The organism is Microcoleus sp. S13_C5 (assembly GCF_036700845.1).
Taxonomy (GTDB): domain Bacteria; phylum Cyanobacteriota; class Cyanobacteriia; order Cyanobacteriales; family Microcoleaceae; genus Microcoleus.
The window spans coordinates 1-13,009 of the sequence record NZ_JAUBPR010000154.1 but is presented as its reverse complement, the minus strand read 5'-3'; the positions used below and the strand labels follow the sequence as shown (position 1 = coordinate 13,009).

General features: G+C 46.2%; 11 protein-coding genes. 4 read left to right on the top strand and 7 right to left on the bottom strand.

The features are described 5' to 3' along the window. Positions 1–126 precede the first annotated feature (126 nt). Together QUA04_RS26000 and QUA04_RS25995 are read right to left on the bottom strand one after the other, a co-directional pair. Positions 127–1,068 carry a DNA methyltransferase gene (locus QUA04_RS26000; RefSeq protein WP_333262675.1) on the bottom strand — a complete coding sequence of 314 codons (942 nt, stop codon included), beginning with the start codon at positions 1,066–1,068 and terminating at the stop codon, positions 127–129. 159 nt (positions 1,069–1,227) lie between these two features. Continuing rightward, positions 1,228–3,909 (bottom strand): endonuclease MutS2, encoded by a 2,682-nt coding sequence (locus QUA04_RS25995; protein WP_333262677.1) that lies wholly within the window; start codon positions 3,907–3,909, stop codon positions 1,228–1,230. A gap of 466 nt (positions 3,910–4,375) precedes the next feature. Between QUA04_RS25995 and QUA04_RS25990 the strand changes: the two genes are divergently transcribed. Then, the gene (locus QUA04_RS25990) at positions 4,376–5,647 is read left to right on the top strand and encodes an ATP-binding protein (protein WP_333262672.1); all 1,272 of its coding nucleotides are present in this window, start codon (positions 4,376–4,378) and stop codon (positions 5,645–5,647) included. A gap of 279 nt (positions 5,648–5,926) precedes the next feature. On the opposite strand, the gene thrB is transcribed toward QUA04_RS25990, so the two are convergent. The 4 genes from thrB to QUA04_RS25970 all read right to left on the bottom strand — a co-directional run bounded on the left by thrB (position 5,927) and on the right by QUA04_RS25970 (position 9,468). Next, positions 5,927–6,859, bottom strand: a complete 933-nt coding sequence (thrB, locus tag QUA04_RS25985) for a homoserine kinase (RefSeq protein WP_333262669.1) — start codon at positions 6,857–6,859, stop codon at positions 5,927–5,929. 89 nt (positions 6,860–6,948) lie between these two features. Continuing rightward, entirely contained in the window at positions 6,949–7,440 is a 492-nt protein-coding gene (locus QUA04_RS25980; protein ID WP_333262666.1) for a tetratricopeptide repeat protein, read from the bottom strand. A 3-nt stretch (positions 7,441–7,443) separates the two neighbouring features. Then, entirely contained in the window at positions 7,444–8,010 is a 567-nt protein-coding gene (locus QUA04_RS25975) for a Uma2 family endonuclease (protein ID WP_333262663.1), read from the bottom strand. Between the two features lie 222 nt (positions 8,011–8,232). Further along, positions 8,233–9,468, bottom strand: a complete 1,236-nt coding sequence (locus QUA04_RS25970; protein ID WP_333262661.1) for a VWA domain-containing protein — start codon at positions 9,466–9,468, stop codon at positions 8,233–8,235. A 72-nt stretch (positions 9,469–9,540) separates the two neighbouring features. Here QUA04_RS25970 and QUA04_RS25965 point away from each other — a divergent pair, with 72 nt between their 5' ends. The 3 genes from QUA04_RS25965 (at position 9,541) to QUA04_RS25955 (ending at position 11,773) form a co-directional block, all read left to right on the top strand. Further along, positions 9,541–10,200: an ATP-dependent Clp protease proteolytic subunit gene (locus tag QUA04_RS25965; RefSeq protein WP_333038231.1), complete on the top strand. Its 660-nt coding sequence runs from the start codon at positions 9,541–9,543 to the stop codon at positions 10,198–10,200. 222 nt (positions 10,201–10,422) lie between these two features. Further along, positions 10,423–11,016 (top strand): ATP-dependent Clp protease proteolytic subunit, encoded by a 594-nt coding sequence (locus QUA04_RS25960; RefSeq protein WP_190741966.1) that lies wholly within the window; start codon positions 10,423–10,425, stop codon positions 11,014–11,016. Positions 11,017–11,146: 130 nt separating this feature from the next. Beyond that, positions 11,147–11,773 (top strand): J domain-containing protein, encoded by a 627-nt coding sequence (locus QUA04_RS25955; protein WP_333262659.1) that lies wholly within the window; start codon positions 11,147–11,149, stop codon positions 11,771–11,773. Here the strand turns inward: QUA04_RS25955 and QUA04_RS25950 are convergent. After that, a complete protein-coding gene (locus QUA04_RS25950) occupies positions 11,767–12,696 on the bottom strand; it encodes a serine/threonine-protein kinase (RefSeq protein WP_333262656.1) in 930 nt (309 codons plus the stop codon). The two genes, QUA04_RS25955 and QUA04_RS25950, sit on opposite strands and share 7 nt — an antisense overlap. Positions 12,697–13,009 lie beyond the last annotated feature (313 nt).

Sequence of the window (13,009 nt, the reverse complement as noted above, 5' to 3'; positions counted from 1 at the left end):
ATACTGATGATCGGTAAAAAAGTCATGGTGGGGTTCATGAGTATTTATACTCATCGCAAAAGTGACACGCTCCCGATTCGTTTGAGTTCATAAAAACAATAAGCGGGTTTGATTTAAAGTCATTTCTTATTGAAAAAGTGGGAGAATTCCCTGTATACCGCTGAAACTATCAAGGCGCTTGTTGATAATCTCTATGTAGTCAGGTACTATTTCAATCCCAACATACCTAATGCCAAATTCTTGCGCCGCCAGCAATGTGGTTCCCGATCCTGCGAAAGGATCGATTAGAATAGAATTTTCCAAACGCGGTACAAATATTTCGACCAGCTTTCTCATTAGAGCGATTGGTTTAACTGTGCAATGGACGTTAAACTCCTCGGTTTTCTCACGCTGTATACCTTCTAAAATATTTGACTGAAAACCACCGAACCCATCTTTAGTATAAAATAGACCAGTACCATACTCCTGTAGAGTTTCCAAGTAATTATTGACCAGTGGTTTTTGAAGTACGCAGATTGCTTCCCATTCATTCCTCAGACAACTGTGCCAACCATCCCATTGTTCAGAATTTTCATATCCTTTCTTCTCTAACTGTTGTTTGATATTGACACCTTTAGGGATACCACTCGATCTTTTATAAACAAGAATATCTCTCGCATAGAAACCAGCACTTTCAAGTGCTACTTGTACGTGAGCAACAGTCCGTGTGCTGTTGAAAACTAAAACTGTCGCACCCGGTTTGCAGATCCGAAAAAGCTGCTCACCCCACTCACAGCACCACTTTTCATAATCCAGAGTGTTGTTGCGATTCCTTTGATACCATTTTTCGTTTCTGACTCCACCTGCTAAACCACTGCCATAGGGAATGTTTTTAACAAGGGTTTTATTTTTCTTGTCATTAACTCTTTCAATACGCCTTTGAATTTCTGAGTCATCCCATTTATGACCAATAAATTCATAATTATAAGGTGGATCAGTGATACAGGCAGAAATATAATTTTCTGGCAATGTCTTCATCACTTCACGACAGTCGCCAACCAAAACTTCATTTGAAGGAGTTTTTTTCATTAGTCAGGCAGTTACTAAAGTGGTAAATCAACTCTTAATTATGCCACATTTGCAGTATAGTATCCCTTCCGGTTGCATCAGTATGATATGTTCCTTGCGACTTGTTTTGCAGCAGACAACTATATAATTACGAGTCAACCGGAAATGCGTAAATCCTGACTATTTTAAATAAACCACCGTCACACCTGCACCTCCTTCTTTTTGACTGGCGAGCTCAAAGCGGGAAACCTGCGGGTGATTGGCGAGGAACTCGTGAACCCCGCGCCGCAACTGTCCCGTACCTTTGCCGTGAATTATCCACAGCACTCCGTATTCCACGGCTTTGGAAAGAGCTCTGTCTATTTCGATTTCTGCGTCTGAGACTCTCGCACCCCGTAAGTCGATCGAATTATTAGCAGTGCGAATGGCAATTTCGGGATTGGGTTTTGCAGGTTCCGCCGCTGCTTGCTTAGCTTTAGCCGTAGCGAGTGCTTGTGCTTGGGCTGCTACCTTGGCTAATTGAGCTTTCGTTTCCGGTTTTTGACCGTCGAGGGATTCAATTTCTCCCAGTTTGACAGTCATTTTCATAATCCCAAACCGGACGCTCAACTCTTCGTTAGCATCGGGGCCGCTGAGAACTTCGGCGGTTTGGCCCAAGCTGGGAATGCGGATGCGATCGCCCACTTTCGGCATAAAACTCGGTTTGGGTTTAGCCGGTTGTTGCCGAGAGGGCAGGTGTTTTTCGGAAATTTGATTTAAAGTATCTGTCGCTTGTTGGGCATTTTGAGCCGTCTGGTTGCCCGACTGCAAGCGACGAATGATTTGAGCAATTTCTGATTTTGCCGACCCTATCGCCTCATTTACTGCCACTTCCTGAGCTATTTTTAGTTCTCGCTCCCGCTCTTGCAAAGCTGCTGCTTTTTGAGAAACTTCTCTGTGCAGTTTTTCGGTTTGGTGTAGCAGTTGAGTTGCTTCTCTGGCCTTGGTTTCCTGTTTCCGGCGCTGTGCTTCGAGTCCAGCAATCACTTGATTGACATCTTGAGACGCTCCCCCAACATAGGTTTGAGCTTCTTCGACTATGGATGCTAGCAAACCGAGTCTTTTGGCAATGGTGAGGGCGTTGGAACGTCCGGGAATTCCCCACAGCAAGCGATAGGTTGGCTGCATGGAATTGTCGTCAAATTCTACTGAGGCATTTTCAAAGCGGGAGTCTTGATATTTGAGGGCTTTGAGTTCGCCAAAATGGGTAGTTGCAACTGTTAATAGGGAATGTTGGGCGAGGTATTTCAAGAGGGCGATCGCCAATGCACTGCCTTCTGAGGGGTCTGTGCCCGCTCCTACTTCGTCTAACAAAACTAAAGATTTAGGAATTGGTAATTGGGATTTGGTAATTGGGATTTGGGGTTGGGAAATTTGTAATTTAGGTTTGAGGATTGGGAGAGCAGAAACTTTGTTCTGTGTATCTGTGACTTCTTGGTCTTGCTGTTGGGAATTAGTAATTGGAATGTTTGAATTTTCTTCCCCTTCAGCTTGCGATTTATTGTCGTCTAAAACTTCTAAAATGCGGCTAATGCGGCGGATGTGGCCGGAGAAAGTAGACAAACTTTGCTGCAAAGATTGTTCGTCACCAATATCAGCCAAAATATTGTCGAACCAAGGCAATTCTACGGGTTCGCGGGCAGCAACAAACATTCCTGCTTTCGCCATTAAAGCTGCCAATCCCAAGGTTTTGAGGGTGACAGTTTTGCCGCCGGTGTTGGGGCCGGTGATGGCGACGACGCGGATGTGCGGCCCGATCGTTAAATCGACCGGCACGACTGGAAAGCCTTGCTCGTGCTGTTGCTGCCAAACTAATAAAGGATGGCGCAACTGGCGCAGGGTAATTTGCGATCGCAGGTTGCGAATTAATAATTGACTGTTTTCTGAGTTTTCCTCATCTTCTTTTTCGGGATTTTTTGGTGCTAATTCTGGATCTCCCAATTCGATAAATTTAGGCGGATTTGCTTGCAACCAATAACTATAACGCGCTTTAGCGGCCGCTAAATCTAAAGTTGTAACTACCACCACCAATCTGTCTAAATCAGGTTTGACTGCTGCGACTTGCTCCGTTAGGGCGCGGCGGACTGCCTCTTCTTCGGCTTGTTCTTGCCTGAGCAACTGCCGCATTTGGTTGTTAAGATTGACTGTGCTGTGGGGTTCTACGTACAGTGTCGCGCCGCTGGCAGAGGAGTCATGAACGATGCCCGGTATGGCATCTTTTTGAGGAGCTTTGACGGGAATGACAAAGCGTCCGCTTCTTTGGGTAATTAGCTGTTCTTGTACGGCGTTGGATTGGCGCTGCAAAATCCCCTGCAATATTTGATAAATGCGATCGCGCAACTGTCGCATTTGAACTCTAATTCCTGCTAACTTAGGAGTTGCTCTGTCTGCTACTTGAGCGCGATCGTCTATACAGCGGTGGATTTCTTGCTCTAGTTCGGGATAAGTCCGCAATTGGGATGCCAGTTCTTGGAGCGTCGGCACATCTGCCTGAGAGTCAATTATCCGGCGCAATTGCCTTGCTCCGGCGAGGGTAGTAGCAATTGCCAGCAATTCTTCGCCGCTGAGCAAACCTTGGAGTTCGGCTCGCTGCAGGGAAGTGCCGATGTCTTGGATTCCTTCAAAACTCAAAGCACCGCCAGCGCGGCTCTCTAACTGATAAGCTTCCTGAGTTTGGGCTAGGAGTTCTGCTGTTTGAGCTTGAGTTGCCGGGATTTCGAGGTCGAGGGCGGCGGCGACGCCGAGTTTGGTGGCCGCGAAGGTAGCCAAGTGCTGACACAGGCGTGGCCATTCTAATAGTTCTAGTGTTTCGGCTTGAATCAAAGTTGAGGTGGTTTTGGTAATTGGCATTCTCAGGCGCTGACCGAGAAGGTGAATTTAACGATACTATTAATTGATTTTAAAGTTTTTTATTGTTTCCTGGCGCAATTTGAGAAAGTATCTGCGATCGCCCTCACCAGTCTTTCGGCAGAAAGCTCTGATGTAACATTAATTACGAAGGAGAAAATTTGCATTTTTGCATTGCCCGTCTAAAATTATACCTTCTAGTGATACCAGTCCCCAAAAAATATGCAACTTTAGGCAAGCTCCCAACTATTATTATACAGTAAGTCATTCCCAATTTTTTACTCTAAAATATAAAATCTAAAATGGTATGAGCTATTTTTGGTTTTGAGGGAGCGGGGATGGGCTGTTTTTTGAGGGAATTGAACTCTTTTGGAATTTTAAATCTGTCAGCGCAATTCTGGCGGTTGTATCCTAAAAAGTAATTTGTGGAGGTGGTAGAAGTATGGCAAAGATTCTGGCGATCATCGCGGATACTGTGACTTTTCAAGTCGTCCAAGAGTTACTCAGCCAAGAGGGACATCAGGTGAGAGTCGTTCCCGACGAGAAAGAGGGTTTAGACTTGGCGAAGGAATTGTCCCCCGATGCAATAATTTGCGACGGGACTTCGCCTCAAATCAACTTTTTGGAGGTGTGCCGGCTGGTGAAAGCCGATTCCCTACGGGATAGCTTCGCTTCACGAGAATTGGCGGCAGCCTATTTTATTCTGCTGACAACACCGGAGCAATTTGATGAAATTCAAGAATTGGATGTGTCCTTTGACGATTTTCTGTTTAAACCGATAGTTAAGCAGGAATTATTGGCGCGGGTGCGCGCGTCTAAGCGATCGCACGAGTTGAGGGCGCGGTTGGAGTTAACCCAGCAAGAATTGGATCTGTCGCGCGATCGAATGCTGCAAACGGAAAAAATGTCTAGTTTGGGCGAATTGGTGTCTGGGATAGCCCACGAAATTAACAACCCAATTACTTTTATTTACAGCAATCTCACTCACGTCCAAAGCTATGCGACCGATTTAATTGAACTGCTGCGATTGTATCAAAAAGAGCTAGTCAATCCCGGATCGGAAATTGTGCAAAAACAACAAGATATGGATGTGGAATTCGTACTCGACGATTTATTAAAAATTGTGAGTTCCATGCGTACCGGGAGCGATCGCATCCGCCAAATAATTTTGTCGCTACAGGATTTTTCCCGCAGCGATCGATCGGGGTGGCAGTTATTTGATGTTTCGGACGGTTTAGAAAATACTCTGTTGTTGTTGCAGCACCGCTTGCCGGCTCGCGAGGGAAGGCGAGACATCAAGGTGATGAAACAATTCGGCAATTTGCCACAGATTGAGTGTTATGCAGGTTTGCTCAATCAAGCTTTTCTGAATATCATCAATCACGCGATCGATGTTTTGGAAGAGTCGGCTCAAGAGTTGGAAGAGTTGGAATCCATCAAATTTAAGCCTGTGATTTTGATTACCACTCAGGTGGTGGATGCTCAGCGAATTTCTATTGAGATTGCTGATAACGACATCGCAAATAGCAAAGATATCACAGCCCAAATTTCAGATCCATTTTTGGGAGCAAAACCTGCGGAACCACCCATATCATCGGGCCTTGCTCTCAGCTATCAGATAATTGTAGAGCAGCACAAAGGAGATTTCAAGTGTTTTTCCGAACCCGGTAAAGGCACTAAAATTCAGATAGAGCTTCCGCTGCGTCACAGTTAATTAACAGTATTAATCGGTGGTGGGGCGGGTTTTTAAAATTGTTGGTTTTAGCCTGAAATTATGGTGAATCCGCCCCTATAATGACTGCACTTTTTTAATGTAAAATTTTGTAGAGGGAATGGCAGAAGTTATCGAAAAGAGACTTGAGTTGATATTCAAGAGATTTGAAGGAGAGAGGAAGAGAATAGAAATATTAATAATTCCCTGGAGAGGGGCAACCAGGGGAGATTACCGCTACAAAACACCGTTATGTAGATGTTGCGTGTCTAGGAGTAATAACTAAAGGGAGACTTGCGCCCCTTGAGTATCGAGGCCGATCGCCCTTACCTCAGCCTTTACCCCAAATTCCATCCAAGCAGCCGCCATCGCTTTCTCAACCGCCACAGCGTTAGCCACATCCGTTAAAGCTAAAAGCGTTGGCCCGGCACCGCTAATTACCATTTCATAGGCCCCTGCATTTAGGGCAGCTTGTTGCACCGCTTCATATCCCTTAATCAGAGATTGCCGATAAGGTTGGTGAATTTTGTCTTGGAGGGCGCAGCGCAGCCAGTTTTCATTGCCAGTTTCCAAAGCCCGCACTAGCAAACCGAGGTGTGCAGCATTAAAAATCGCGTCAGCCTTACTGTAATCTGCTGGCAAAACTTTGCGGGCTTCGGCTGTAGACAGTTCAAAATCGGGGATGGCTACCACCGGCACAATATTCGGATGCCAGGGAATCTCGCAAATTTCCCAGGAACCGCTTGGTGTATTGCTAGCAGCGAGGCGACATCCTCCCAGTAAAGCGGGAACAACGTTGTCGGGATGTCCTTCAAGTTCGATCGCCAATTGCATCACTTCCACCTGACTCAAAGGCTTTCCGGCTAATTCATTTGCACCGACTAACCCACCGATAATAGCTGTGGCGGAACTTCCTAAACCTCTAGCCAGCGGCACTTGCATATCTATATGTATGGCTACGGGCGGCGGCGATTGGTTCAGGTGTTCGTATAACTTGACAAAGGCTAGATAAGCGAGATTGCTGTCATCTGTCTTGACTTTGGCGGCTTCTTTGCCTGTAACCGTAATTTTTAGTTTCTCTGTTGCTGAGGGTTCGAGTCGGAAGAATTGGAAGCGGTTGTAGAGGCTTAAAGCCGCGCCGATGCAGTCGAAGCCGGGGCCTAAATTGGCGGTTGTAGCGGGTACAGTAACGGTGACGGTGGAAGTTTCGGGCATTTTTTGAATGGTGGATTTGGAATGTTTAACCGCAGATGAATGCGGATGAACGCCGATCGCAGGTATTATACTATGTTTTCAAAAGCCATTTATTCTTGCAGCATTTGAAGATGCTTGATGGCATCTTGATAATCGTTGGTATTGCCGTCTTTTTGATATAGTTCGGCTGCTTTATGATAATCGGCGATCGCCCCCGGTTTGTCTTCTAAGAACTCGCGGACTCTGGCGCGGTTGTAGTAGGCGTCGCCGTAGTTGGGGTTAATTTCAATGGCGCGATCGAAATCTGCTTTAGCTGCTGGATAATCTTTGAGATTGCGGCCGTGGATGATGCCGCGTTTGTTGTAGGCTTTGGCGTAGTTGGGGTTGAGGCGGATGGCTTCGGTGTAATCGGCGATCGCCCCTTGAATGTCTCCTGCTTCTGATTTGGCTAAAGCACTATTGAATAAATCTTCAGCAGGATTTTGAACAATTGTTTTTTGAGCTATTAATGCTGAGGATTGAGCAGATACAGCCGGGAATCTATTACCCAAGATAGTAAATATTACTAGAGTCGCAATTAAATTGTAAAATGATGATTTCATAATTTAGGCAAAAATTTGAGCGACAGAACAACTAAAACCGGGCAACAAAGGCGAAGTTAGTTCATCATTGCTCAACAGCGTAGCAATGAGCCTTAAACTTGCTTCTTCCCTGCGATAAACTTCTATTTGCCGCAACCGCCAATTCACAATCCAGTATTCCTGTACTCCTCGTACCGAATAGAGTCGGAGTTTCAAATCTCTATCCCGTCTTTCATTGTCTGCACCGGGGGACAATACTTCAACAATTAACTCGGGTGCGGCGGTTAAATGGCCTGCTTCGTCTAGCAAGATAGCCAAGCGTTCATTGCTCGCCCAAACTAGATCCGGAATGACGTTATCAGCATCCGTGAAAATTATACCTGGATTGATTCCTGCTCGTCCTAAATTAGTCTCTCGCGACCAAGTATTAAGTTCTTGGTAGAGGTTGCCTATAGCTTGTTGATGACCCCAATGCGGTGCTCTAGTCACAAATAACTCTCCATCAATAATTTCGTAACGATCGCCGTTATCTGGCAATAGTTCTAAATCGGCGGTAGTCCAGCGTACTTTATCAGATATTGTCTGGTTCATACAAGCACTCTTGATAGGTGATACAAACATTCTAAACGATCGAGCTTCTACATGATCCACAGCTTAAAACAATCGGCATACACTGACTTTCGCTTTTTGCAGGCGAGACTCATAATATTGAAACCCGCCTGGGCGCGGGTTTCGTTTTTGTAGACGCGATTTCGCATCGCCAAATTGTTCGATCGCCGAATTTAAAATTATTTAAAATTTTAAATCATCGGATTACTTCAAAATAGTTTTAGAAGCAATCCGAGTTTTCTTGCGATCGGCTTCACTCAATTGTTCGCCAGACTGCAAACGAGTAGCAGAGGTTTGGAGCACAGTTGCGGCACTTTTATCGCCCATTTGCAGAGCAGTTTTCGCCGCCGTTTGCAGCATTGTCGCTGCGCCGGCGCGATCGCCCTGTTGCAATCTAGTTTCTGCGAGTTGAGTTTGGCGGTATTTAGCCAAAGCTAAAATGTGCTGCTGCACCATCGGGTTAAGTGCCGGCTGATAAACTTTCAGGACATTAGCGGAAACTGCAACAGGATCGGAAAGCAAACCTTGACCAACACTCGGATCGTCGTAGCGAATTTGCAATTGCCCGATCGCCTGTGTACCTTCGGGCAACTGTCCAATATAAATATTAGCCAAAACTACTCGCTCTATATCCTTCATTAAATCTCCCAGGCGCACCATAAAACGATCGCCCTCTTGCTGTACCGGTAATTCGATCGTATCCGGGGCAACTTGGGCGATCGGTTTGAGTTCGGCTAACCGCACTTTTGGCATCAGTGAAAATAGCAAATAAGCATTAGTCAAACCTACACCTTGGACGCGGCTAAACAGTTTACCAAACTCGTCAACCGCATCTTCAGGACGCTGAATGTGAGCCAGAGCACCGCCGCCTGCATCAGCAATCTTTTCCAGAATATCCTGGTTCCAGTTATCGCCAAATCCCAGAGAATTTAAAGTCATATTATACTCGGCGGCCAGTTTCGCCAACTTCAAACAACGGCTGTCGTCGCCATGTTCGTTTTCGCCATCAGTCAGCAGAAACGCCTGAGATATAGCTTCTTTTTTGCCTTTGCCCAACTCTTCAATACCTAACTTAATGCCCTCATCAATTGCTGTGCCGCCGGCCGGGCGCAATTGCTCAATTTGCCGTTTAATGCTAGTAGGGTCTCCCACAATTTGATTGGGGACGAGGACTTTGGCTTTATGATCGAAAGCCACCGCGCAAAAGCGATCCCCAGGCTTCAACCTGTCTAGCAACCGTCCGGCGGCTTGTTTGACGGTTTCCAAGGGGCGTCCGCCCATCGAACCGCTGTGGTCGAGAATCAGGCACAGGTTTAAGGGTACGCTGGAGTCGATCGAGCTTGCCATCGCAGACACTGAAATCGCTAGCTGGCGCTGGGTCGAGGGCGCTGCAGCATCAAGGTTCGGGTCGTTTAAAACCGGGAGCAAACTAACTTTCATGCGGGATACCTAAAGATTGCGTTAGTATTTCTTTAAGAATAGCTCCATCAGTTCAGGCAACATTTCGGTTATATGAACACACCAATTAAAGCTGTGCAATCGCCATACTACGGGGAAGGGAACTCTCGGACGCCACCTCCCGATTTGCCATCCCTGTTGCTGAAGGAGCGGATCGTTTATCTGGGGATGCCTCTGGTGCCTGCGGTAACAGAACTGATTATCGCTGAACTGTTGTTCTTGCAGTACGAAGACCCGGATAAGCCGATCAAAATCTACATCAACTCGACCGGCACTTCTGGTTACAGTGGCGAACCCGTCGGCTTTGAAACAGAAGCCTTCGCTATCTGCGATACGATCAGGTACATTAAGCCGCCCGTACACACTATTTGCCTCGGTTCGGCAATGGGGATGTCTGCGATGCTGTTAGCGGCTGGTACAAAAGGCTTTCGGGCGAGTTTGCCGCACGCTTCGATTGTGTTGCACCAACCCAAGGCTTACACGCGGGGTCAAGCAAGCGACATTCAAATTCGGGCTAAGGAAGTGCTGGCAAATAAAGCGACGATGCTTGAGATTTTTGCAAGCTGTACTGGTCAACCGATCGAAAAGATTACTAAAGATATGGATCGGTTGCTGTACATGACGCCCCAGGAAGCTAAAGAATACGGTTTGATCGATCGCGTTCTTGAAAGTTCGGAAGAATTGCCGAAACCGCTGCCTGCAGGAGTCATCTAACTGGGAATGGGGAATGGGTAATGGGGAATGGGTAATGGGGAATGGGGAATGAGTAAGAATTAAGGGTTAATGGCTAGTAGTTTCTACCCTGGTTAGTTATTCAATAGTCTTTTTATGGCTAACAATTCCCAATTACCGATTCCCAATTACCGATTCCCAATTACCAATGCCCGATGCCCAATTGCCCGATCACCAATTACCAACTAAACGGAGTTCCGAATTATGCCTATAGGTGTGCCAAAAGTTCCCTACAAAATGCCGGGTGGTTATGATACTCAGTGGATTAATATCTACGATCGCCTCTACCGGGAACGAATTATTTTCTTGGGCAGGGACGTTGACGATGAAATTGCCAATCAAATCATCGCCGTGATGCTCTACCTCGATTCGGAAGATTCAGGTAAGGATATTATTTTGTACATCAATTCCCCAGGCGGAATGGTGTCGGCAGGCATGGCTATTTTTGATACCATGCAGCACATTAAATCGGACGTGGTGACGATTTGTGTGGGCTTGGCTGCTTCGATGGGTTCTTTCCTGTTAGCTGCCGGTGCGAAAGGAAAACGGTTAGCTTTGCCTCACTCGCGAATCATGATTCACCAGCCTTCTGGGGGCACGCGGGGACAAGCAACGGATATTCAGATTGAGGCGAAAGAGATTCTGCGGCTGCGCCACGAACTCAATAATATCTATGCTAAGAATACTGGCAAGCCGATCGAGAAAATCGAGAAGGACATGGATCGCGACTATTTCATGTCCGCTGAGGAAGCCAAGGAATACGGCTTGATTGACAGAGTGATCGAAGAGCGTCCGTAAGTTGTTTGTTCGCTTCAGTAGTGCGGGCAACCGTCGCACTACAACCTAGTTCGCAGTAAATTTTGGCAGAATCTTTACATTTAAGGATTCTGCCATATTTAATGGAATTATCAACGCTCATTCATGCTAAATGGATATTGCAGATTATTACCGACAGTTAGGATTGAGGTCTGGCGCGAGTTTATCGCAAGTTAAGGCTTCTTATCGGCAGTTAGCCAGACAGTATCACCCCGATGTGAATCCGGGAAACGAACAGGCTAAGAATAAGTTTATTGCTATTACTGAGGCTTATAAGTTCCTGGTGAAGGTTGCCCCCCACCATGTTGCGGAGTCGAAAGTTGCCAATTCAACTGTGCCGCCTACTTGGACACCGCCGGTTCAGGAGGTGAAAGCTCAACCGCAGGCAGTTAAAGTGACTCGAAAAGGGCCGCCCGATCAATCTAAGGCAGATTTATCGGCGGCGGAAGAAAAGTTAAAGCAAGATGCTTATGTTGAATTGCAGCAGTTGCTGAAATATCAGAGGTTTCCACGGGCGATCGCCTTGATTGAGGGTTTGGCCCAGCGGGTTCCCGAAGATTTGGAGGTGCGTCAGTGGCAGGCGATCGCCTATCAGCGCTGGGGACGGCATTTGATCGGAGAAAAGCAGGTTGATAAGGCGAGAATTTATTTGAAAAAGGCTGTGAAAACTGACCCTCACAATCGGGCGTTGTGGGCGGAAGTTGAGCGGGATTTTCGCAGGTTGGAACAGATTTATTGAAGCGATGTTGCGTCCCCCTCTTTCAGGGGGTCGGCGTCGTGAATTTTTAATTTTTCTAAAATAACTTGGGTATTTTCAGGTCGGTTTTCTGGTAGCGGTTCTATCAATTCGTCGATCGAGTCTAGGAGTAACGGGTCAATATCTACAGCCTGGTTCCTCCAATTAATTTTACCAGTTTTTTCATTAAGGGGAAAGTTAATCGGCTCTATGCCTGTTAATAAATGTACAAAAGTACGCCCTAGGGCAAAAAAGTCCGATCGCACGCCTGCTTTACCTAGAATTTGTTCCGGTGCGGCGTATCCAGCAGAACCTATGGGTGCGGTCTCTATCTCTGCTTCTGTGGCGGCGCCGAAGTCAATTAATCTCAATTTCCCATTGGCTTCAACCATCAGGTTGGATGGCTTAATATCCCGATGTACTACATGATATTTGTGGATTTCCTGCAAAATATTAGTCATTTGTTGCAGCCAATCAAGAGCTAGTTTTTGAGAAACGGGCTGGTTTTTATTTAAGAATTCTGCCAAGTTTTCTCCGCTAATTTTTTCCATCACCAAACAAGACAATTTCTGGAAATTATTAGGGAGTTTAATTTGGAAATAACCGTCAGGTTCGACTTGGGGAACTGAGCCCTTTCCCGCCAGCCAAATCAAAACTCGAGCTTCTTGCTTGAACACGCGGACTAAATCGGGATTATGTGTGTGTTTCAAGACTTTTAAAATTTTGACAGTGCCCCATTCGTTTTCCCCTGTTCCCAAATCTTCAACCTCAAAGATGTCTGTGGGGCGTGCGGGATTGGGCGATCGCACTGGTTTAAGGATACGATAGCGATCGGCAATTAACAAATCCGTGCCACAAGCCTGACAATTTTGAGCAGCAGCAGGATTTTCGCGTTGTTCGCAGTGAGGATTGATGCAATAAATCATCTGTCTTGATACGCCCAGGACTGACGGATTTAACGAATTGAATCAATTATTAGCATAAAACCCAGCAGTTCTGACCTTACTACTGGGTTTATATTTACCGCCCATTTGGGCACGCTATCACATTTAAGTCAAGGATTTAAGATTAATAGCATCGCGCTCTACCGATTGAGCTACCCCCCTGCGTTTGGTAGAGGGCAGGGTGGATTAATTGTCCCCAAGTAAATTATAATAGTCGAGCGCGATCGGGTTATAGGCCGATCGCGCTCGACTATCCAACAGAGTGGATCAACAATTTATTTAATTTAAGCAAATA

What these genes read in the sequence shown, in the direction of transcription:
- QUA04_RS26000 (WP_333262675.1), bottom strand. Translation starts at nt 1,068, where the DNA reads ATGAAAAAAACTCCTTCAAATGAAGTTTTGGTTGGCGACTGTCGTGAA.
- QUA04_RS25990 (WP_333262672.1), top strand. Translation starts at nt 4,376, where the DNA reads ATGGCAAAGATTCTGGCGATCATCGCGGATACTGTGACTTTTCAAGTC.
- thrB (WP_333262669.1), bottom strand. Translation starts at nt 6,859, where the DNA reads ATGCCCGAAACTTCCACCGTCACCGTTACTGTACCCGCTACAACCGCC.
- QUA04_RS25980 (WP_333262666.1), bottom strand. Translation starts at nt 7,440, where the DNA reads ATGAAATCATCATTTTACAATTTAATTGCGACTCTAGTAATATTTACT.
- QUA04_RS25975 (WP_333262663.1), bottom strand. Translation starts at nt 8,010, where the DNA reads ATGAACCAGACAATATCTGATAAAGTACGCTGGACTACCGCCGATTTA.
- QUA04_RS25970 (WP_333262661.1), bottom strand. Translation starts at nt 9,468, where the DNA reads ATGAAAGTTAGTTTGCTCCCGGTTTTAAACGACCCGAACCTTGATGCT.
- QUA04_RS25965 (WP_333038231.1), top strand. Translation starts at nt 9,541, where the DNA reads ATGAACACACCAATTAAAGCTGTGCAATCGCCATACTACGGGGAAGGG.
- QUA04_RS25960 (WP_190741966.1), top strand. Translation starts at nt 10,423, where the DNA reads ATGCCTATAGGTGTGCCAAAAGTTCCCTACAAAATGCCGGGTGGTTAT.
- QUA04_RS25955 (WP_333262659.1), top strand. Translation starts at nt 11,147, where the DNA reads ATGGATATTGCAGATTATTACCGACAGTTAGGATTGAGGTCTGGCGCG.
- QUA04_RS25950 (WP_333262656.1), bottom strand. Translation starts at nt 12,696, where the DNA reads ATGATTTATTGCATCAATCCTCACTGCGAACAACGCGAAAATCCTGCT.